General features: G+C 67.9%; 19 protein-coding genes and 3 pseudogenes. 7 read left to right on the forward strand and 15 right to left on the reverse strand.

What is annotated here, in order from left to right; translation table 11 throughout:
- Together IEZ01_RS17760 and IEZ01_RS17765 are read right to left on the reverse strand one after the other, a co-directional pair.
- A pseudogene (locus tag IEZ01_RS17760) lies at positions 1-353 on the reverse strand (aminoglycoside phosphotransferase family protein); the annotation flags it as partial.
- 77 nt (positions 354-430) lie between these two features.
- Positions 431-1,180, reverse strand: a complete 750-nt coding sequence (locus IEZ01_RS17765; protein ID WP_189202547.1) for a hypothetical protein — start codon at positions 1,178-1,180, stop codon at positions 431-433.
- A 225-nt stretch (positions 1,181-1,405) separates the two neighbouring features.
- Between IEZ01_RS17765 and IEZ01_RS17770 the strand changes: the two genes are divergently transcribed.
- Entirely contained in the window at positions 1,406-2,764 is a 1,359-nt protein-coding gene (locus tag IEZ01_RS17770) for an NsdA family TPR-like regulatory protein (RefSeq protein ID WP_189202549.1), read from the forward strand.
- A gap of 35 nt (positions 2,765-2,799) precedes the next feature.
- Positions 2,800-3,300, forward strand: a complete 501-nt coding sequence (locus IEZ01_RS17775) for an NUDIX domain-containing protein (protein ID WP_189202551.1) — start codon at positions 2,800-2,802, stop codon at positions 3,298-3,300.
- Positions 3,301-3,456: 156 nt separating this feature from the next.
- Here IEZ01_RS17775 and IEZ01_RS17780 read toward each other — a convergent pair whose 3' ends face one another.
- The 7 genes and pseudogenes from IEZ01_RS17780 to IEZ01_RS17805 all read right to left on the reverse strand — a co-directional run bounded on the left by IEZ01_RS17780 (position 3,457) and on the right by IEZ01_RS17805 (position 10,465).
- Positions 3,457-5,097, reverse strand: coding sequence for an ATP-binding protein (locus IEZ01_RS17780; protein WP_189202554.1), 1,641 nt, complete (start codon positions 5,095-5,097; stop codon positions 3,457-3,459).
- A 15-nt stretch (positions 5,098-5,112) separates the two neighbouring features.
- A complete protein-coding gene (locus IEZ01_RS17785; RefSeq protein WP_189202556.1) occupies positions 5,113-6,237 on the reverse strand; it encodes a hypothetical protein in 1,125 nt (374 codons plus the stop codon).
- 284 nt (positions 6,238-6,521) lie between these two features.
- On the reverse strand, positions 6,522-7,292 hold the full coding sequence (locus IEZ01_RS17790) for a hypothetical protein (protein WP_189202559.1): 771 nt from the start codon (positions 7,290-7,292) through the stop codon (positions 6,522-6,524).
- 102 nt (positions 7,293-7,394) lie between these two features.
- On the reverse strand, positions 7,395-7,997 hold the full coding sequence (locus IEZ01_RS17795; RefSeq protein ID WP_189202561.1) for a hypothetical protein: 603 nt from the start codon (positions 7,995-7,997) through the stop codon (positions 7,395-7,397).
- Between the two features lie 512 nt (positions 7,998-8,509).
- Entirely contained in the window at positions 8,510-8,968 is a 459-nt protein-coding gene (locus IEZ01_RS35025) for a GNAT family N-acetyltransferase (protein WP_028798362.1), read from the reverse strand.
- A 138-nt stretch (positions 8,969-9,106) separates the two neighbouring features.
- Positions 9,107-9,409: pseudogene (locus tag IEZ01_RS35030) on the reverse strand (GNAT family N-acetyltransferase); the annotation flags it as partial.
- Between the two features lie 108 nt (positions 9,410-9,517).
- Positions 9,518-10,465 (reverse strand): LysR family transcriptional regulator, encoded by a 948-nt coding sequence (locus tag IEZ01_RS17805; protein ID WP_019889347.1) that lies wholly within the window; start codon positions 10,463-10,465, stop codon positions 9,518-9,520.
- 209 nt (positions 10,466-10,674) lie between these two features.
- Between IEZ01_RS17805 and snpA the strand changes: the two genes are divergently transcribed.
- Complete coding sequence (snpA, locus tag IEZ01_RS17810) at positions 10,675-11,316, forward strand: snapalysin (protein WP_028797964.1); 642 nt, start codon at positions 10,675-10,677, stop codon at positions 11,314-11,316.
- A 223-nt stretch (positions 11,317-11,539) separates the two neighbouring features.
- Here the strand turns inward: snpA and IEZ01_RS17815 are convergent, their stop codons facing one another.
- From IEZ01_RS17815 to IEZ01_RS17825, 3 genes are read right to left on the reverse strand one after another with little or no spacing between them, the layout of a single operon-like run.
- Positions 11,540-11,953 (reverse strand): DUF6304 family protein, encoded by a 414-nt coding sequence (locus tag IEZ01_RS17815; protein ID WP_189202563.1) that lies wholly within the window; start codon positions 11,951-11,953, stop codon positions 11,540-11,542.
- Positions 11,954-11,995: 42 nt separating this feature from the next.
- Positions 11,996-12,301 carry a hypothetical protein gene (locus tag IEZ01_RS17820; protein ID WP_019889344.1) on the reverse strand — a complete coding sequence of 102 codons (306 nt, stop codon included), beginning with the start codon at positions 12,299-12,301 and terminating at the stop codon, positions 11,996-11,998.
- Between the two features lie 27 nt (positions 12,302-12,328).
- Positions 12,329-12,916, reverse strand: coding sequence for a dihydrofolate reductase family protein (locus IEZ01_RS17825; protein WP_019889343.1), 588 nt, complete (start codon positions 12,914-12,916; stop codon positions 12,329-12,331).
- A 115-nt stretch (positions 12,917-13,031) separates the two neighbouring features.
- Between IEZ01_RS17825 and IEZ01_RS17830 the strand changes: the two genes are divergently transcribed.
- Positions 13,032-13,607 carry a TetR/AcrR family transcriptional regulator gene (locus IEZ01_RS17830; RefSeq protein WP_019889342.1) on the forward strand — a complete coding sequence of 192 codons (576 nt, stop codon included), beginning with the start codon at positions 13,032-13,034 and terminating at the stop codon, positions 13,605-13,607.
- A 6-nt stretch (positions 13,608-13,613) separates the two neighbouring features.
- On the opposite strand, the gene IEZ01_RS17835 is transcribed toward IEZ01_RS17830, so the two are convergent.
- Both IEZ01_RS17835 and IEZ01_RS17840 read right to left on the reverse strand, forming a co-directional pair.
- The gene (locus IEZ01_RS17835; RefSeq protein WP_189202565.1) at positions 13,614-14,645 is read right to left on the reverse strand and encodes a family 2 encapsulin nanocompartment cargo protein polyprenyl transferase; all 1,032 of its coding nucleotides are present in this window, start codon (positions 14,643-14,645) and stop codon (positions 13,614-13,616) included.
- 80 nt (positions 14,646-14,725) lie between these two features.
- Positions 14,726-16,150, reverse strand: a complete 1,425-nt coding sequence (locus tag IEZ01_RS17840; protein WP_019889340.1) for a family 2B encapsulin nanocompartment shell protein — start codon at positions 16,148-16,150, stop codon at positions 14,726-14,728.
- A 246-nt stretch (positions 16,151-16,396) separates the two neighbouring features.
- Here IEZ01_RS17840 and IEZ01_RS17845 point away from each other — a divergent pair.
- Both IEZ01_RS17845 and IEZ01_RS17850 read left to right on the forward strand, forming a co-directional pair.
- A pseudogene (locus IEZ01_RS17845) lies at positions 16,397-17,021 on the forward strand (N-acetylmuramoyl-L-alanine amidase).
- Between the two features lie 70 nt (positions 17,022-17,091).
- Positions 17,092-18,006 (forward strand): 1-aminocyclopropane-1-carboxylate deaminase/D-cysteine desulfhydrase, encoded by a 915-nt coding sequence (locus tag IEZ01_RS17850; protein ID WP_189202567.1) that lies wholly within the window; start codon positions 17,092-17,094, stop codon positions 18,004-18,006.
- On the opposite strand, the gene IEZ01_RS17855 is transcribed toward IEZ01_RS17850, so the two are convergent.
- Positions 17,982-19,580, reverse strand: a complete 1,599-nt coding sequence (locus tag IEZ01_RS17855; protein ID WP_189202569.1) for a Na+/H+ antiporter — start codon at positions 19,578-19,580, stop codon at positions 17,982-17,984. The two genes, IEZ01_RS17850 and IEZ01_RS17855, sit on opposite strands and share 25 nt — an antisense overlap.
- Before the next feature lie 38 nt (positions 19,581-19,618).
- On the opposite strand from IEZ01_RS17855, the gene IEZ01_RS17860 reads away from it, so the two are divergent.
- On the forward strand, positions 19,619-19,879 hold the full coding sequence (locus IEZ01_RS17860) for a UBP-type zinc finger domain-containing protein (RefSeq protein ID WP_019889335.1): 261 nt from the start codon (positions 19,619-19,621) through the stop codon (positions 19,877-19,879).
- The last annotated feature ends 280 nt before the right edge of the window (positions 19,880-20,159 follow it).

The following is a 20,159-nucleotide window of genomic DNA, read 5'->3' on the forward strand; positions in this document are numbered from 1 at the left end:
GGAGCCGAGCGAGTGCCGTGCAGGACCACGGCCGCGGCGGTGCCATCGAGGTCGTCGGCGTCGCGGACGGCGGGGTCGAGGTCCTCCATGAGCATGCCGAGCCAGCCGTCCAGGACCGCGGAGGCGTAGACCTGCGGGACGGGAACACCGAGCGTGCGCGCCAGACGGAGAGCTTGATCCTCGCTGTCGAAGGGCCGCTTCGCGTACTTGAAGATCGCGGTAGTGGCGTCGGGGAAGGCCAGGCGCTCGACACCGGACATGGACCACACGCGCACCTCCTCGCGCACAGCGGTGGTGCGGCCGGCCATGGTGAGCAGGTTGTCGAGGAGTTCGGCGCTGAGGTTCGCGGTCACGTGGGGGCTCCAAGGAGGTTGACGGCCTCCGGGGCGGGCGAGGGGTGACGGCCCGCCCCGGAGCCTGGTGTGCGGTGTTACGCGGCAGGGCTCACGCGGTGGGCGTAGACCTGCTCGATCCATCCGGCCTTGAAGGCCGCAAGGTCGTTGCGGAAGGCGGCCATCGAGGCACCGTAGGGGGCGACGACGCCGCCGGTCTGGTCCGGCACGGATTGGCAGCCGTGCACGAGTCGGCCACCGAGGGCGGCGTGGGCCTTGATGGACTCGATCCGGCGGTGCTCGTTGAACCAGCCGCCGTGGTAGACCTCGTCGAGCATCCCGCCCATCTCGTCGCTCAGGTCGAAGACGACGGAGGTGGCGGCCGGGAAGAACCAACACGGGCCGACGTTGGAGATGTGTCCGTCCAGTTCCACCTTGTTCAGCGCCATCAGCGTGGCTGCCTCGCGCAGCATCCGCAGGTGCTCGGCGGTGATCTGCGGCAGACCGAGGCCGGCGAGGTGCTCGTCGCGGAACAGGTACGTGTACACCTCGTAGGCGGTGGACAGCACCCGGGCGGAGTCCGAGGTGGACTCGGCGTGAGTCTTGATGAAGTCCAGCGCGAGCTGCTCGACCGCGCTCTCGGTGGTCTCCTGCACCTCCAGGAGCTGGGACTTGACCAGCTTCCAGTCGGCGACGAGCCAGGAGCTGGACTCGAAGCGGAAGAAGTACTCGGCCGGGTCGATGGTGATGCGCCAGCCGTCGACCCGGATGCCGGGCAGGCGGCTCCAGCGCTCGTCGAACGCCTCGGGCAGCTCGACCGTGATGGCCGCGGTGTTGATGGTGGTCACCGTGTCTCCGTCTCTGATCGGCCGGGTTCGGGCACAGGAATGCCCGAACCCGGTGTAGGCGTACGGAACTTCGGGGGCCGCCCGGCCGAAGCGGGGAGCCTGGTCGCGGTGTCGGACCAGGGCCGGGCGGCTGATGATTAGTGAACCCTCGGTCACGCACAGTGGGTACGGTGAGAGGCAGTTGAAGCGGTATACGCGGTTTACAGCTCCGGAGCGGAGGCGATCGTGGCAGCAGCGCCGAGAGGCCCCAACTCCCGCCTGCGTGACGTCATCGAGGCAATCGGCTGCACCTACGAGGCTCTGGCGAAGGACATCCGGCGTATCGCGGCCGAGAACGGCGAGGTCCTCCAGACCAACAAGTCGGCCGTCTCGCACTGGGCGAACGGCACACGCCAGCCGGCCGGGCGGACCGGCCAGTACCTCGCTGAGGCGCTGTCCCGCCGAGCAGGCCGCACCATCACCTTGGTCGAGATTGGCCTGCGAGCACCCGAAGCTGCGGTGTCGGAAGAGCCTGATCCTGTTGTGGCCGCCACCGATCTGGGCCGTGCCGACGTCGAGCGCCGCAGTTTCCTTGCCGTGGCTGCTTTCACCACGGCCGGCGTGGCCATGCCGCTTGTGTACGACCACGAGGCCACAGCACGCATGCTGCAGGCCCGCACCGGCAGCTCCCTGGTCGGGATCGAGGACGTGGATGTCGTACGGCAGATCACCGCAGCCTTCAGCGCGGCCGACGAACGCCTCGGCGGCGGCCATGGCCTGACCACCGTCACCGCCTACCTCGCCGACACCGCTGCCCCCATGCTCCGCGGACGCTTCCCGAACGAAGCTTTACGGCAGGCCGCCTTCGGCGCCGTTGCCGAACTCGCTTACCTCGCTGGATGGAAGCACCACGACCTCGGCCAAGAAGGCGCCGCCCAGCGTTACTACCAGGTCGGCTACCAACTCGCCTGCGAGGCCGACCCGCGCGGTCACGCCGCCTGGATGATGCGCGCCCTCGCCCACCAAGCCCTCAGCCTCAAACAGCCCCACCACTGCGTCGACCTCGTCGAAGGCGCTCTCACCCGCGGCCTGGGCCACGTCGACGGCCAGACCGAGGCGCTACTGCACATCACCCACGCCCGCGCCTACGCCGCGGTCGGCGAGAAGCCCGCGGCGGCCCGCGCCCTGCTCGCCGCCGAAGACGCCCTCCTGCGCGACGACGACCCCCAGCCCGGCTACTCCCGCGTCAGCGGCCCAGCCGCCGGCACCGTCGCCAGCCACACCGCCCGCACCCTGACCGACCTCGCCGACCACGTCGGCACCGAACAACAACACCGCGACGCCCTGATGCGCTGGGACCCCGAGAAGTACAAGCGCGTCCACGCCCTCACCTACGCCGACCTCGGCGACAGCCTCGCCGCCCAGGCCCGCGCCGACGAGGCCGTCGCCGCCTGGTCCCAGGCCCTGACCCTCATGGAAGGCATGACCTCCGACCGCACCCGAAAGGCCATCACCTCGCTCCGCTCCACCCTCGCTGTCTACCAGCGCCGCAAAGTGCCCGGAGCCGCCGAACTCGCCCGCCGCGCACGCGAAGCACTGGCCTAAGCTGCCACCATCCGGCCGACGAAGGGACACAAGCCGTGGCTCAGCGGACTACCGACGACCAGCCCAAAGCTCTGCCGCCCGCCCTCGAATCCATGACCCTGCTGGTCGCCGCCGTCATCGTCCACGACAAGGCCACCAATCGCGTCGTCCTCCTCCAGCGCAGCCAGCACGCCAAGTTCGCCCAGGGCATGTGGGATCTCCCTGTCGGTAAGAGCGAACCCGGCGAGCCCATCACAGAGACGGCTGTGCGGGAGCTGTACGAGGAGACCGGTCTGACCGTGAAGCCGGAAGCCCTGAAGGTCGCCCACATCATCCACGGCGCCTGGGGCGTTGAGGCCCCCAACGGCTTCCTCACCGTCGTCTTCACCACCCACGAATGGACTGGCGAACCCGAAAACCGCGAACCGCGCAAACACTCCCAGGTCTGCTGGGTCGATGCCGACGCCATTCCCGCGGAGTTCGTGGACAGCACCGCCAGCGCCCTCCACCGCTACCTCGCGGGCGGTCCGGAAGTCTCCCTCGACGGCTGGCAGTAGAAACGCCGATGCCCCTCATAGACTAAAGGGGCCGGTGTTATCGAGGTGCGGGTGGGATACCCGCACCTCGCCGACCTCGTAGCCGGCGACACACATACGGCCGACCATCACTCACACCCAAAGACTCCAGCGCAAACCCGTGCAGCGACACGGCATTCACCTCTCCCAATCCTTCACGATGGGCTCGAAGTGAACGTGATGCCACGGACGGGCCCACTCTCGCAGGTACATTACATCGCTGGATGATGGGGGCGGATAAGCATCTTCCAGTCGCACACGCGAAGGCATTACAGCCGCATCTCCGATAAGGAGGGCCTCCCCGGCAGAAAGCATCGGAAGGGACTCAGTAAGCGGCCCCAGGGAATCTGGAATGAGCCGCTTAACGTAGTTCTGATCCTCTGGGTTCGTGAGACGCATCGCCAGAAAGTTGTTGCACTGCGAGAAGATGGTCTCAGAAATTTCCGCTGGCCTCTGACTTACGATAGCCGCCGTGATGCCATACTTACGCCCCTCCTTCGCAATGCGCTCAATTGCATTACGAGAAGCGCTGTACTTTGCCAGACCGCTCTTTGGGACATATTTATGCGCTTCCTCATAGACGACCAGCAGGGGAGTCTCGCTGCGGCCGTCGGCGCTCTGCTTCTTAAAATAGTAGGAATAGTCAAAGAGGAGCCTAGAGACCAACGAAACCGTAAGGCTTAGAACCTCGAAGGGAACACCACTGAGGTCAATGACCGTGACATTCGCCTGGGCGCCTTCGACATATCCAGTAAACTGGCGAAGCACGTCCTCCAATCGGACCCTTTTCACGCGGTCACCAAGAAGGAAGTCAAGGCGACGGTCGTTGCGGCGATTCTCTAGGCGGGTAATGAAATTATCCAACTTGCCAAACAGAGGGCCCGCCTTATCGGATTTCTTGGTAGCAGTGGAGGTGTCGATCCTCTCTTCATTCTTTGCTTTGATTTCCGCAAGGACCGCGTCGATATCGAAAAGCAGGGGCGAGTCGTAGTGAATCAATTCGCGCTGACTATCGGGGCCAGTAAAGTTTAACCTCTTCCCCTCGGTGATACTCCTCTTCAAGATCGCGATTTGATTGTGCGACTGCTCTTCATTGCTTTCAATGAAGAGGTCTTGGAGTTCCTCCGAGTTGAGTAGCCAATACGGCAGCACGAGAGATTCAACACCTAGGTGATTGGCGCGAGGAAAGGCAGCCCGATATTCCGCGTGCAGATCAAAAACGATCACATGGGTGTTGTTGAGTGAATACTCTTCACTCTTATGGTCGCCGCCTAGTTCCGTCGCCCTCTGAATAATTCTCGCCATGGCATGAGACTTACCGGAGCCAGTAGACCCTACGACGGCGATGTGACGGCTGAAAAATTTGTTCCCGTCTACAGGGACGTCCACTTCTTCATCTTGGGCCAACTGCGCAAAGTGAAATCTATTGCGAGGATCCACCGTATTGTAGATCTTTTGCACTTCGCCCTTGACGGCCACCGATACGGCCTTGGGAGGGATGGCAATTCCGCCGCCGCCTCGCTCAAAGTGGCCCTCGCGATCGACAATTCCCAGAGGCACAGCCTCGATCATGTAGACGCGTTCAAGACCACCGTCCTTGGAAGGGCGCAGCTCGATCGAGTAATTCTCGATAATTGCAATTATTGCACTCTCGGTAGTGTCGGACACCTTCAGGTAGGAGCCGACCTCAACTGGTTCGTTTCCAGCCAACTCTGCGATGTCGTTAACCGCGATCCTGACTCGGTTTGGATAGACAGCCACAACCTCGGCACTCGACATTCCGAGCCAACCTCTCTACAGTACTTGCAATAGGTCTTCGAAGGAGCGCACAAAAACGTGAGACGCGTTGGCTGCTTTATGCGGAGTGTCGAAGATTTCGGAGACATAGAAGTCATGAAATTCCTTGATTCGCACAGCCTCCATCAATGAGGCGAGATTCGCACCATCGACAATCTTGATTGTCAGGTCGCTTGCCGGCGGGCTAACCAGTTCATCCATGCGGAAAATGCCACCGTGATATCCGGTGCCATCGTTGAAGCGTGCGCCAGCATCCCAGAAAGACTTCTTGATCTCCAGCATGTCGAACTCTCCCCTGAACGTGAGATACGGAGGAGGGTCTCCCGGCCTGGCGCAGTATTTCTCCCGCAGAGTCAGAGCCACTTCGGCCAATATATCTAGATCCATTGCGGCATCGCATTCAAAGCAAAATACACGCTCTGCAGCCAAATTTACATTGCGCAGAGTGTAACGTTTCCTTACCGCTCGAAGATACCTCTCATATCCGCATTGCTCGGCATAAGCAGATTCGAAAATTGCAGTGCGCGCAGACGAAACTGCCGCGCGCAGCTTTCGGAAAGCCACCCCTCGACTCCCGATTGGGTTCGTGAGGATGGCATCCTTGAGATACCCATGGAGGATCGCGTGATAATAGGTCGCCTCCACGTCATCTCGCGCATTCAGCCGCTCCCTGATGAGCCGAACTACCTGGCCGAATTGCTCTTGATAGTTTTCATGAAAGCTGATTTTGAAGGCGCTCAGGAACTTACTGCATGTCGACTGATCGAAGTCTTCAGGGAAGTCCGACAATGCCCTATCGAGTTCCTGCTGCGTGAGCTCCCTCTCAATCCCTGGCTCTTGATCCGAGAAATGGCAATGTAGAATATACTGCGCACTGCTGTCGCGCTGAAACTGGCGAAACATTTGCTGAATTGGTGACGCGATAGCCGAAATCGAGAATTTGCCAGACCGATGCTTTACTTGAATGTGGTAGTTATTGACGCTTAGATCCTGCTTGCCTTCGAGTTCCACCATTGTGCTGGGGTTATCAAATATACGCAGTAGCGATGCATCGAACTGGTAAGCGAAGCCTTTGATGGCGTGATAGCCGCCATCTTTCTCGTTCTTGCTGGGGCTACTCACAGATCTGGCTCCGACAACGAATCGATCATGCACGGCACGCGTCACCCATGAGGCCAGAAATGCCGAAGTGACAGGTGACGACTAATGCTAGGCGTCTTCGTCCTCCTTTGGAGGAGGTTCCACAGATGTGAGCCAAGAAGCAGGGCCCGTCCGGCCTCAGTGGTCCGCATAGCCGGTGTCGGAGGTCCTGGTCTATCTGTTTGCCGGCCAGGGGGCAGGCCGCGCTGCAGTCCAAGGGCCTGGCGAAGCTGTCCAGCTCCTTGAAGATGCCGCTGGACCATCTGTCATCTGGGCGGGAGCCCAGGGAAGCGGTCGTAGTCGGCGTCGCCGGGAGACACGATGGACTCAATTCGGTGGGCCGGGATGGACGCCCGGTAAAAGACGTCGGCATCCGCCGGCCCGTACCCCAGGGCCTTGCCGACGAGGACATGAACCATCGAAGGGAAGATCAGGTGGCGGCTTGCGGCGGGGGTGGCGAGGTCAAGTAGAGCGGTCACGATCACCGGAGTGCCGAGGCTCTGGAGCTTCGGGGCTAGGTCGCGGTCGTTGTCGCAGTGGTTCCAGTAGATTGCCTCGCCACCCCAGTAAGACAACAGCCGATAGCCACCGTGGCTGTTGTGAGCCATGGCAGCCGTGGACAGGGTCAAGCACACCTGGTCCTCGCGTCTCCCCATACCTCGGTGTCCGGGCACTGTGCAGTTGTTGACGCGTAGGCTCTCGTGTTCCGCATCCGACAGATAGCCGAGCCGATGGGCTTGGTCCAGACGGTCGTTCACGAGGTCAGCCGTCAGCAGACGCAGCCCTTGGGCACGGATCGCCCCTTCTTCGTGGTCTAGGAGCCGAGTGGCGTGCCGGGCGCGCACAAGCCTCCCGTCGAGACACCGAAGCACGGTCTCCTCATGCTCGTGGAGAGGGAGATCCTGATAGACCTCGGGATCGTGACCAGCCTCGCGCGCGTCATCGGCGAGGCCCTGAACGAGGTCGCCGAGCAGTTGCGGCCAGGTGCTGGAGTCGTCGACATCGACGACGGGCGGGGCACCGAGATCCAAAGTCATGCCAGACAGTCTCAGCCGAGCACCGTGTCAAGACCAAGTCGCAGGCAGGGCACCCGCTCGCTCCCTCCGCCTGTTCTGCTGCTTCGAGTCGGGGGGTACGGGTCACCGGGCGATGGCGTCGATGAGTTTGGCGAGGTTTCGCACGGCCCGGTCGGAGGCACCACGAGCGGCCATAGCGCCGAGGATGATGTCGCCGTCCAGCGCTCCGACGTCACGTAGATTCCTCAGGATGTTCTGGGCCTGCTGCTTGCCGAAACGATCCCCGAAGCCGTTGTTCCCGTAAAAGTCCAGCCGGTCAATGGCCTCAGCCAGCCGGGGCGGAATTTGTGCTGGCTCATCGTCGGGACGTGTCAGGTCGACGGCGCCTAGCTGTTGTGCCCAGCCCCGCAGCGGGAACTGGGAGCCTTCGACGACCGCGATGGAGGAGCCGCGAGCCAGGCTCATCGCAAAGTCCAAGGTCTTCTCGGTGGGGACGTAGGCGAGAACCGAACCGATACCCCGGCCAACACGGCTTCGGTCGGCACGTGGCGTTGTGCAGGAATGCCGGGCACGAAAGCGCCGCAGTGCAGGGCTGTGGTCTTCGACGCCGAAAGCGTTAAGTACCAGTACGCCAGCGGCGCCCTGCTCATCGCACTCCCGCTGGGTCCAGGCCACCGCCAGCTCCGAAGCCAACTCCCAGTCCCGCTCAGGGTCGTCGTCCGGCACCCACGCGGCTCGATCTACGTTGCCCACTCCTGCCATGAAACACCCCACCGCTCAGGGCCCAGCCGCACTCTCGCGGCAGGCCGCTTCCAACAGCCACGCTAGTCCCAGGGCCTGACATCGCTAGATCCGGCGAGTGTCGACGGTGACGCCATTTCCGCGAGCCCGGCACCACGCGTCCTGCAACAAGGTCTGGACACGGCAGCCTGGGCACAGGCTGGTGATCGAGCCGTCGATGTCGTCCTCGACAGGCGACTGCGGCAGACGCGGGCTCACTCGTACCCCGCCACGCAGCCAGTCCGCACACAGTCCGCAAGACACCCGCTCAAGACCGTCGCACCCCATCGCCACCAATCGCCAAAAGACCAGGTCAGTGACCCGTAGGAATGATCCCCGCAGGTCACCGACCCGGGCCATTACTAGGAGACCAAGAAGGCCTGACCTTCGACGAAAGGGCGGCGCGCCCCGGCCTCCACGCCGGCCGCGCCGCCCTTTGTCGTACCCCGCCCGCCCGCTCACCCCACCCGCAGCGTGTAGCGGAGCTTCTCCTTCGGTTCGGCGCCCAGGCGGGCGTAGAAGCGGATCGCGCCCTCGTTCCAGGACGGGGTCTGCCACTGGATTTCCTTGAGGCCCAGCGTCCTGGCCTCCGACTCGACCGCGGTCATCAGGAGTGGGCCGAGGCCCAGGCCCCGGTGGGCGGCGGAGAGGTAGAGGCAGTCCATGTGGAGGTACTCGCCCTCCCAGGTGGAGATCTCCGGGGCGCAGGTGGCGTAGCCGGCCAGGGTGCCGTCGGGGAGTTCGGCGACCAGGCAGCGCAGGCGCGGGGTTGGCGTGGTGAAGAGGAGGGCGTCAAGGCGGTCGGGGAGGCCGGGGCTCGGGGGTGCGGCCTTTTCGTAGGCGGCGTGTTCGGCGGCCAGTTCGGCGACGCGGGGCAGGTCCTCGGGGCGGGCGTGGCGGACCCTGGGCGCGGTCAGGGGGGCCTCGTGGGACCAGGTGGCCAGGGTGTAGACGCGGCCCTTGTTCTCGACCGGCACCGGGGCCGTGTCGGTGCGGCGGAAGCCGGCGGCGGTCGCGACGGCCACGCTGGCCGTGTTGTCCGGGTCTATCTCCAGGATGACGTAGGGCAGTCCGAGGGTGGTGTGCGCGTACGCGGTGAGGAGGCGGGTCGCCCGGGCGGCCAGGCCCTGGCCGCGGTGGGCGGCGCCCACGCCGTAGCCGATGGCGCGGCTCGCGATGCTGATGAGGACCTCGCCGAGCGGCTCCCCGCCGTCCTCGGTGATCGCGAGATGCAGCCGGGTGTTCCCCTCCCTCGCTCGCTGGACGGCGTCGAGGTACGTCTCGGCGGCGGCCCGGTCGAAGGGTGAGGCGAGCGGGGTGCGGTAGGCGATCTCCGGGTCGTCGAAGAGCCGGACCATGGCCGGGAGATCCGCCTCGGTCCACTCCCGCAGGACGATCCCCTCCCCCGCGATGCGCGTCGTCACTGTGCGCCCCTCCCTTTCGCCGTCGGCAGCAGGGCGGACCGGTCACGCCGCCCTGAGCAGCGGACTCCCGTTCCGCAGCAGCCACTGACGGTACGCGGCCGCGCGCAGCGCCGCCTCCCGGTATGCCGAGGCCAGTTCGGTGTAGAGCTCGTCGATGGGAGTGCCGGGGCGGGCGTGCAGCAGGAGCCGTACGGCCAGGGGGTCGTCGCGCAGGGGACGGATCGCCATGTCCTCGCGCGGGCCCGAGGTCGGCTGGCAGGGTGCGACGGCCTCGCCGAGGACGATCAGGGAGGCCGCTGTGTGGTAGTCGGCGTGCAGGACGGGCGGGTCGATGCCGGCCTCGGCGAGGACACGCCGTAAGCCGTCCCATTCGCCGTCGACGGTCGGATCGACCATCCAGCGGTCGGCGGCCAGGTCCGTGAGGTCCACCACCGGTTCCGCGGCGGCCGGATGGTCCCGGGCCATGGAGATGAACTGCGGTTCGCGGTCGACCAGAACCCGGCGTACGAGCCCGTCCGGGACGCGCAGCGGACACCCCTCGACCTCGTGGACGAAGGCCACGTCGAGCTGGCCGGCGGCGACCATCCGCAGCAGCGCGTTGGCGGAGACGTCCATGTGGAGGGCGAGGTCGGTGCCGGGGAGCCGGTGGCGCAGCCGGCGCAGCCAGCCCGGCAGGGCCCGGCTGGCGGTGGAGCCGACCCGCAGCCGGGGGCCGTCGGCGCGGGCGGCGGCGGCCCGGGTCTCGGTGACGAGGGTGGCCATCTGGGAGACGAGGGGCCGGGCCCGGCTCAGTACGGAGCGGCCCAGCGGCGTCGGGCGGCAGCCGGTGCGTTCGCGGGCGAAGAGTTCCGCGCCGAGCGCGTTCTCGATCCGACGCAGCTGGGTCGTCAGCGAGGGCTGACTCATGCCCAGCTGGCGTGCCGCCTTGTGCAGACTGCCCGTGTCCGCGATGGCGCAGAGCACGCGCAGATGTCTCACCTCCAGCTCCATGTCCTGAGCGTAGGCGGGGCCCCCAGCTCGCACCAGATGTTCAATCCGGTCCAATTACCTGCGAATCCCTGGCCAGTTGGGGCGGGTGATGCCGTGGTGTTATCGCCGTTTGGCATCATCCGCCCGGCCCCGGCGCTCGTCGACACTCTGACCGACCGATTCAACCGGACGCGCCCACCCAGCGCGTGACGGACGAGCAGGAGCCCCCCATGAGACACCGTATGTCCGCCGTGGCCACCGCACTCGGGCTGGCCATGGCCGCCCTCGGAGCCGTACCCGCCACCGCCGCCCCCGCGCCGGCCCCGGCCGCCACCACCGTGGCCGCGTACGCCGGTTCGGCCGAGAACGCGCAGGCGAACAAGGCCTTCTTCGAGGCCGTGATGAAGTCCGTCGCCGAGAAGCGCGCCGCCAACCCGCGCGCCCTCGCGGTGACCGTCGTCTACTCGGCGGCGAACGCGCCCAGCTTCCGTACGCAGATAGCCCGCAGCACCCAGATCTGGAACAGCTCCGTGTCCAACGTGAAGCTCCAGGAAGGCAGCAACCCCGACTTCCGGTACTACGAGGGCAACGACTCCCGCGGCTCGTACGCGAGCACCGACGGGCACGGCCGTGGCTACATCTTCCTCGACTACCGGCAGAACCAGCAGTACAACTCGACCCGGGTGACCGCCCACGAGACGGGCCATGTGCTCGGCCTGCCGGACCACTACAGCGGTCCGTGCAGCGAGCTGATGTCGGGCGGCGGCCCTGGCACCTCCTGCCAGAACGCCCAGCCCAACGCGGCCGAGCGGTCCCGCGTCGACTACCTGTGGCGCAACGGTCTGGCGGCAGCGGCGGCGAAGGTCTCCTGACCCGCTGACACCCGGGGCGCCCCGCCAGAGCCGGCGGGGCGCCCTCCCGTGTCTTGCGCCGACAGCGGAAGCCCCTGGCGGAGGTGCTCTCGGGCCCTGCCGGTTTCACCGCCGAACTGGGCGGCCATCAGGCCCTGATCCGCGCCCACTTGGGACGGCGAGCCGGGACCGACCCCTCGGTGGGGTGGCAGGGGCTGGCCTGAGGTCCCCGGGGGGCGTGCCGTCAGGCGTTCTCCAGGAGGCGGCGGCCGAACTCCGCTCCCGGGGGCAGCTGGCGGGCGATCCGGGCGAGGGCCTCGTCGAAGCCGCCCCCGGCGATGCCCGATTCGTACGCCGTTCCGCCGCAGTGCAGAGTCAGGTTCAGGTCCACCCGGTCACTCACCGTCAGCAGGCAGCTGAGAGTGGCTGGTTGGGCCGTCCCGCCGGTCACGACGGGCAGCGGAAGGTCCCATTCGAGGACGCATCCGTTCAGGGCCGTGCCGTCGGCGGCCCTCAGTGCGGCGAAATCCGCGCCCTCATATTCGATCCCCCTGATGCGGGTGGCCACCCGCCGCCCGCCCGCCGTGATGACGATCGCTTCCGCACCCCGGCGGTCCCGGTACCAGCCGGTCCACACTTCCGTCGACTCCGATGACATGCGCGGACTGTAGCGGTATGACTGGTCCGGCCGCGCGGCCGGTCACCCCGGAGCCTGACTTCTGCCGGTCTCGACGTCCTTGCCGGTCTCGTCCTGGCCCCCGGGCTCCTCGGGACGGACCTCGGCCTCCTCCGGCCGGTCGCCGCCGGGCTGTTCCGTCGCCGCACCGTGGGGCTTGTGGCCGAACAGCTTGCAGTCGGGATTGTGGCAAGGCTGGGGCTCCCAGACGGGAACCCACGCCCCCAGACTCTTGTGTCGCTTGATGACCGTGCCGACAGGCTGCCCGCAGGCCGGGCACACCGGCTCGCTCTGCGGCCCTCGGACGGTCCCTCGCCCTTCGCTGCCCATACCCCCCAGGGTAGACAGTCGTACGAGTCACCGCTTCCTGGTGTACGACCGTACGAGAACGCCGTTGTCGAAGGCGCGCACGGAGCCCAGCTCGAAGTCCCGGGCGGCGAAGTCGGTGCCGAACATCGGCATTCCGGCGCCGAAGACCTGCGGATAGGTCTTGATGACCAGCTCGTCGATCTCGTCGATGAGCTCGCCGGCGATCGTGGAGCCGCCGCAGAGCCAGATGTCCAGGGGGCTGTCCTCGGCCTTGAGCGCGCGGACCCGGCCGACCAGGTCGTCGGCGATGAGCTCGACGTTCGGGTCCGGGGACTTCGCGAGCGAGCGGGTGGCGACGTACTCCCGCATCTGGGCGTACGGGCTGGTCACGCCGATGTCGAGACCCAGCTGGTACGAGTGCATGCCCTGGATCACGGTGTCGAAGTGACGGTTCTTCGTCCCCGGCTCAAGGCCCAGCACCGGCCAGGCGTGGGCCGCGACGGTCTCGGGGTACTCGGCCTTGAGGTACTCCAGGAACTCGCCGGCCACGTAGCTGTAGGTGGAGCTGCCGTCGCCGGTGGGGTCGCCGATGAAGCCGTCGATGGAGCATGCGATGAAGTAGGTGAGCTTGCGCAAACCGATCCTTTGGTCAGTGGAGTGGCCGCCATTGCGACCACGACGGATATAGTGCTTCACCTGTAGTGGTTGCGCAAGATCTTTTCGAGAGAAGAAACGGAGACCGAGCCTCCGCATGGCGAAGAACCCAGAACGCAGGACGGCCCTGCTCAACGCCGCCATCGAGGTGCTGGCGGCGGAAGGCGCCCGCGGGCTCACCTTCCGGGCCGTGGACTCCCGGGCCGGTGTGCCCACGGGCACCTCGTCCAACTACTTCACCGACCGCGACCAGCTGCTCTCCCAGGTCGGCGATCAGGTGTTCGTACGCTTCGTCCCGGACCAGGAGACGTTCGACGCGGCGCTGCGGCCCGAGCCCGACCGGAGACTCGTCGTCGAGCTGATGCACGACCTGGTCCGGCGCATGACCGAGGAGCGCACCACCTACCTGGCGCTCCTCGAACTCCGCCTCGAAGCCACCCGCCGCCCCGAGCTGCGCGACCGCCTCACCCAGGTGCTCCGCGCCGACCTCGCCCACAACATCGGCTTCCACCTGGCCGCGGGCCTGCCCGGCGACGCCGACACCGTACGGCTGCTGTACTTCGCGCTCACCGGTCTGCTGATGGACCACTTCACCGTGCCAGGGCTCCTCGCCGACCTGGACCTGGACGCGCTGGTGGAGACGGTCGTGACCCGGATCGTGCCGGAGTCCTGACCCCGGTCAGCGGCTGCGGCGGGTGACGAACTCCGCCAGAGCGAGCAGGTCCCCGGCCGCCGACAGATCCGGCACCGCCCGCGACAGCTGCTGCACCGCCCGGGCCATCCGGTCGGCCGCCTGGGTCTGCGCCCAGTCCCGGCCGCCGGCGCGCTCGACGGCGTCCGTGGCCCGCTGTACCGCCTCCTCGTCCAGGACGGGCCGCCGGTACAGCTCGGCCAGCTCGGCGCCGGCCGCCGTGTCCGAGCCCAGCGCGGCCACCACCGGCAGCGACTTCTTGTGCGCGGCGAGATCGGCGCCGGCCGGCTTGCCCGTACGCCCCGGGTCCCCCCAGATCCCGATCAGGTCGTCGATCAGCTGGAAGGCGAGCCCCGCCTCCCGGCCGAACGCGTCCATCGCCGCGACCTCCTCCTCGCCCGCGCCCGCGTACAGCGCGCCGAGCGCGCAGGCGCAGCCGAGCAGGGCCCCGGTCTTCGCCGTCGCCATGGCCACGCACTCGTCCAGCGAGACCTCGTACGGATCGCGCCGCTCGAAGGCGCAGTCCGCCTGCTGGCCCGCGCAGAGCTCGATCACGCAGGCCGCCAGGCGCGCGGAGGCGGCCGAGGAGGCTCGGTGGTCGTCCTCGGCGAGCAGCCGCAGCGCGAGCGCCAGCATGGCGTCGCCCGCGACCAGCGCGTCCGGGATGCCGAAGACGGTCCAGGCGGTGGGGCGGTGCCGCCGGGTGGGGTCCTCGTCGACGATGTCGTCGTGGAGCAAGGTGAAGTTGTGCGCCAGCTCCACGGCCGCCGCGGCCCGGACGGCCTGCGCCGGGTCTCCGCCCAGGGCCTCGGCCGCCGCGAGCACCAGCGCCGGCCGGATGGCCTTGCCGGCCTGGCCGGTGTCCGGGGTGCCGTCGGCCCGCTCCCAGCCGAGGTGGTACATCGCCACGCGCCTTATTGAGCCGGGCAGCGACTCGACGGTGGAGCGCAGGTGGGGGTTGACGACGGTACGGGTGTGGTCGAGGAGCGCCACGGCGCCCCGTCCGTCGGTGCCGGTCATGGTCACGGTCACGTCCTTCGCGCGCGGTGGGTGGGTACGGGCGGGGTGCCGACCGCGGCACCCCGCCGTCACCGGGGCGGTCAGCGCCAGCGGCTGACCTCCACGTTCTCCAGCACCCCCAGCGCGTCCGGGACGAGCACCGCGGCCGAGTAGTACGCCGTGACCAGGTAGGAGATGATCGCCTGCTCGTCGATGCCCATGAAGCGGACCGAGAGGCTGGGCTCGATCTCGTCCGGGATGCCGGTCTGGTGCAGACCGATCACGCCCTGGTCGGCCTCGCCCGTACGCATGCAGATGATCGAGGTGGTCCGGTCGTCGGAGACCGGGATCTTGTTGCACGGGAAGATCGGCACGCCGCGCCAGGTCGGGATGCGGTTGCCGTTGATCTCGATGGACTCCGGGACCAGTCCGCGCTTGTTGCACTCACGGCCGAAGGCGGCGATGGCGCGCGGGTGGGCGAGGAAGAGCTTGGAGCCCCGGCGGCGGGAGAGCAGCTCGTCCATGTCGTCCGGGCTGGGCACACCGTCGTGCGGCTGGAGCCGCTGCCCGTAGTCGCAGTTGGAGAGCAGCCCGAACTCCTTGTTGTTGACGAGTTCGTGCTCCTGGCGCTCGCGCAGCGCCTCGACCGTGAGCCGCAACTGCTGCTCGGTCTGGTTCATGGGCTGGTTGTAGAGGTCGGCGACCCGGCTGTGGACCTTCAGCACGGTCTGGGCGACGCTCAGTTCGTACTCGCGCGGTGAGGCGTCGTAGTCGACGTACGTGTGCGGGACGACGGCTTCGCCGACGTGGCCGGCGGACAGGTCGATGGCCGCCTCGCCGTACTTGTTGGTGCGCTGGTGGGGCAGGGAGGCCAGGCCCGCCAGATGCGTGGCCAGGGACGTGGCCCGGTCCGCGAGGTTGCGTACGTCGGCGCGGGTGAGCTCCAGGACGGTGCAGGCGGTCGCGGCGCGGGCCGTGTGGTCCCAGGTGGCCTCGCCGTCGGTGAGCGCGCCGTCGCCGAAGTAGGCGCCGTCGGCGAGCACGTCGAGGACCGCCTCGTCGCCGTACGGCCCCTCGCCGACCTGCTCGACGCGGCCGTGCGCGAGCAGGAAGACCCGGTCCTTGGCCTCGCCGCGGGTGGCGATGACGTCGCCGGGGGCGAACTCCCGCTGGGTGCAGCGCTGCGCCAGCTCGTTGAGCGCGCCGTCGTCCGAGTAGCCGCGCAGGGCGGGCAGCTCCCCGAGCTCGGCGGGGATGACCGCCACCCGCTCCCCGGTCTGTACGAAGGACACCCTTCCGTCGCCGACGGCGTAGCTGAGCCTGCGGTTCACGCGATACGTACCGCCCTGCACCTGCACCCACGGCAGCATCCGCAGCAGCCACCGTGAGGTGATCTCCTGCATCTGCGGGGCCGACTTGGTGGTGGTCGCCAGGTTACGCGCGGCGGCCGTACCGAGACTCTGCTGCGCGGCCACCTGCTCCGCGCTCGTCTCGTCGCCGACCGTGCCAACCGAACCAACCGACATGGATCTCCCTCTCGCTGATGGCTGTGCTGCCCATCGAGCCTTTCAGCACGGAGAGTTGGTCCGCCATTACACAAATGAGTGGGACTGAATGTTCGCCGGCCGGGCAGGAAACACGTTTTTCCTGCGCCCTGGCACGGCTTTCCGGCCCTGGTGGCGAGTGTCCTGATCGGCTCGCACACCGTCCGAACAGGATGGCCGTCGCCCTCTCGGCTCCGGTACAAGCGGTACGAGCGAAAGGAGGCGGTCATGGCCCCACCCATGTCCGCGAGCAGGTTCATCCGCGTACTGCGCGACGAAGGCCTCAGAGTCGTCGAGGTCGGAGACTGGCAGCACCACAACCGCAACCACAAGGGCCCCTGGGGCCCCTGTCCACGGCGTCATGATCCACCACACGGTCACCCGGGGCACCGCCGAGACCGTCCGTATCTGCCGCGACGGCGACGCGAACCTGCCCGGTCCGCTCTGCCACGGTGTCATCGCCAAGGACGGCACCGTCCATCTGGTCGGCTACGGGCGCGCCAACCACGCCGGGGCCGGTGACGACGACGTCCTGAGGGCGGTGATCCAGGAGAAGGGCCTGCCCCCGGACAACGAGCGCAACACGGACGGCAACCGCCACTTCTACGGCTTCGAGTGCGAGAACCTCGGTGACGGCAAGGATCCATGGCCGCCGGCCCAGCTGGAGGCGATCGAGAAGGCGGCGGCCGTGTGCCGCGCGCACGGCTGGTCCGCCCGGTCGGTCATCGGGCACCTGGAGTGGCAGCCCGGCAAGGTCGACCCGAAGGGCTTCACGATGGCGTCGATGCGGGAGCGGATCGCGGCCCGTCTGAAGGGCGCCGAGGCCGCAGACCCCGCCTCCGACGGGTCCTGAGAGGCTGACCCCCGCAGCCCTTCCGGCGGCCCGCCTGAAGGGCTGACCTGGAAGAGCCGACAATGGACGGGTGAACGCGCCCGACCTCTCCCGCCTGCGGCCCCGGCTCCCGTCCCCTCTGGAGCCGCTGGAGGACGAGCGCTTCACCCGTCACGGGGTGCGCCTGCTGCTCAAGCGCGACGATCTGATCCACACCGACCTGCCCGGCAACAAGTGGCGCAAGCTCGCGCCGAACCTGCGCGCCGCCGCCGGCCGGCCGGTCCTCACCTTCGGCGGCGCCTTCTCCAACCATCTGCGCGCCACGGCCGCCGCCGGGCGCCTCCTCGGCTTCCCCACGGTCGGGATCGTCCGCGGCGACGAGCTGGCCGGCCGCCCCCTCAACCCCTCGCTCGCGCGGTGCTCGGCGGACGGGATGCGGCTGGTGTTCGTGGACCGGACCACCTACCGCGCCAAGCGGGACCCGGAGGTGCTGGCCCGGATCCTGCGCGAGGCCGGGGCGGAGGAGGACGTCCATGTCGTGCCCGAGGGCGGCAGCAACGCCCTGGCCGCACAGGGGTGCGCCGATCTCGGCCGGGAGCTGGCCGGGGCCGCCGACGTCGTCGCCGTGGCCGTCGGGACCGGCGGCACCCTCGCCGGGCTCGCGGCCGGGCTCGCCAGGACGGGAGCGAGAGCGCTCGGCATACCGGTCCTCAAGGGCGGTTTCCTCGGCGAGGAGATAAGGACCCTCCAGGAGCTGGCCTTCGGCGGCCCGGCCGGTGACTGGAGCCTGGACGAGCGCTTCCACGCCGGGGGCTACGCCCGTACGACCCCCGAGCTCGATGCGTTCGCTCAGGATTTCGAGGACCGGCACGGATTGGCCGTGGAGCGTCACTATGTCGCCAAGTTGCTCCATGGACTCGTCCGTCTGACCGCCGAGGGTGCGTTCGAGCCGGGCTCTACGGTCGCCGCCGTGATCACCGGTCAGCCGGCGTCCTTCTCGCGGTAGGCCGCCGCCTCCTCCAGGTCCAGCCGCCGCAGCAGCGTCCGCATCATCTCGTCGTCGATGCGCCGCTCGTCCCGCAGCTGGACGAAGACCTGCCGCTCGACCGCGATGACCTCCCGGGACAGCCGCCGGTAGGTGTCGTCCGCCGTCTCGCCGGTGATCTCGTTCACCGCGCCGAGCCGCTCCCACACCGCGTTGCGCCGCCGCTCCAGGACGGTGCGCAGCCGGTCCGCGAGCGGCTGCGGCAGGGTGTTGCGCTCGTCGGCGAGCAGCTCGTCGAGGCGCTGTTCGGCCGCCCGGGATGCCTCGCTCTGCGCCTGGGCCTCGGCGAGGGTCTCGGCATGGGCGTCGCGGCCGGGAAGTTTCAGGGCGCGGATCAGCGGCGGCAGCGTGAGCCCCTGGACGACGAGGGTGCCGATCACGGTGGTGAAGGTGAGGAAGAGGACGAGATTGCGGGCCGGGAACGGCTCGCCGTCGGTGACATGCGGGATGGAGAAGGCGATGGCGAGGGAGACCACCCCGCGCATCCCGGCCCAGCCGACGATCAGCGGCGCCGTCCAGTTCACCCCCGGCTCGCGCTCCCGGATCCGTACGGACAGGGCCCGTGGCAGGAAGGTCGCCGGGTAGACCCAGACGAACCGGACCACGACGACGGCGGCGAAGACCCCGGCCGCGTACCAGGCCGCCTCCCCGATGCCGTACTGGCCGAGGCCCTGCACGACGTACGGCAACTGGAGCCCGATCAGGGCGAAGACGGCCGATTCCAGGACGAAGGCGACCATCTTCCACACGGCCGCCTCCTGGAGACGGGTGGCGAAGTCCACCTGCCAGTTGCGGTGGCCGAGATAGAGGGCGACCACGACGACCGCGAGCACACCCGACGCCCCGACCTCCTCGGCCGCCGCGTAGGCGACGAAGGGGATGAGAAGGGAGAGGGTGTTCTGCAACAGCGCCTCGCGCAGGCGGGTGCGCAGCCAGTGGAGGGGGGCCATCAGTACGAGGCCCACGCCGATGCCACCGAGCGCGGCCAGGGCGAACTCGCCGATGCCGCCGGCCCAGCTCACGCCCTCGCCGACGGCCGCGGCGAGGGCGACCTTGTAGGCGGTGATCGCGGTGGCGTCGTTCACCAGGGACTCGCCCTGCAGGATCGTGGTGATCCGGTTCGGCAGCCCCAGTTTGCGGGCGATGGCCGTGGCCGCGACCGCGTCCGGCGGGGCCACCACCGCGCCGAGCACCAGCGCGGCGGTCAGCGGCAGGTCCGGCACGAGGAGGTAGGCGAGCCAGCCGACGGCGAGGGTCGCGAAGAGGACGTAGCCGACCGAGAGCAGGGCGACGGGCCTGATGTTGGCCCGCAGGTCGAGATAGGAGGAGTCGACCGCGGCGGTGTAGAGGAGCGGCGGCAGGATCAGCGGGAGCACGATGTGCGGGTCGAGGGTGTAGTCGGGGATTCCCGGGAGGTACGAGGCGGCGAGCCCGGCCGCCACCAGCAGCAGGGGCGCCGGTACGCGCGTCCTGCGGGCCGCCCCGGCGATCGCGGCACTCGCCGCGACCAGCGCCACCAACGGCAAAGCTTCCATCTCGTTCCCCGTCCCGCGCTCAACGTAACCTGGCAATCATGAGCGAGTGTGTCCACGTTGCCGAACTGCCGCGCCCCGAGCCCGATCCGCTGAGCGAGACCTGCCGGGAGTGCGCCGCGGACGGGACGCACCCCGTGCAACTGCGGCTCTGCCTGGCCTGTGGGCACGTCGGCTGCTGCGACTCCTCGGTGGGCCGGCACGCCACGGGGCACTTCCGCAGCACCGGACACGCGGTGATGCGGAGTTTCGAGCGGGGGGAGAGCTGGCGCTGGTGCTTCGCTGACGGTTCGATCGTCTGACGGCTGGGTACGGTCTGACGGCTGGGTGCGGCAGCCCCGGTCAAATGACAGCCGGTTCCTCTCAATTGGGCGGCGCAGACCTCTAGCCACTGTCCGTACTCATGGCCTTACCATGAGTGACAGTCGCTGTTCCGCTCACCGCGGACCCCCGGCGACACGGCACCATGGATCGCGATAGCGTCACGGCGGACTACGCGCCACTGCGTACCCGCCCGGCTCGGGGAGACCATCTCTCCCCCGGGCCCCAATGAGAGCTTGTGCAAAGAGCTTGTGCCACCTT

The organism is Streptomyces purpureus (genome assembly GCF_014648195.1).
GTDB lineage: Bacteria > Actinomycetota > Actinomycetes > Streptomycetales > Streptomycetaceae > Streptomyces > Streptomyces purpureus.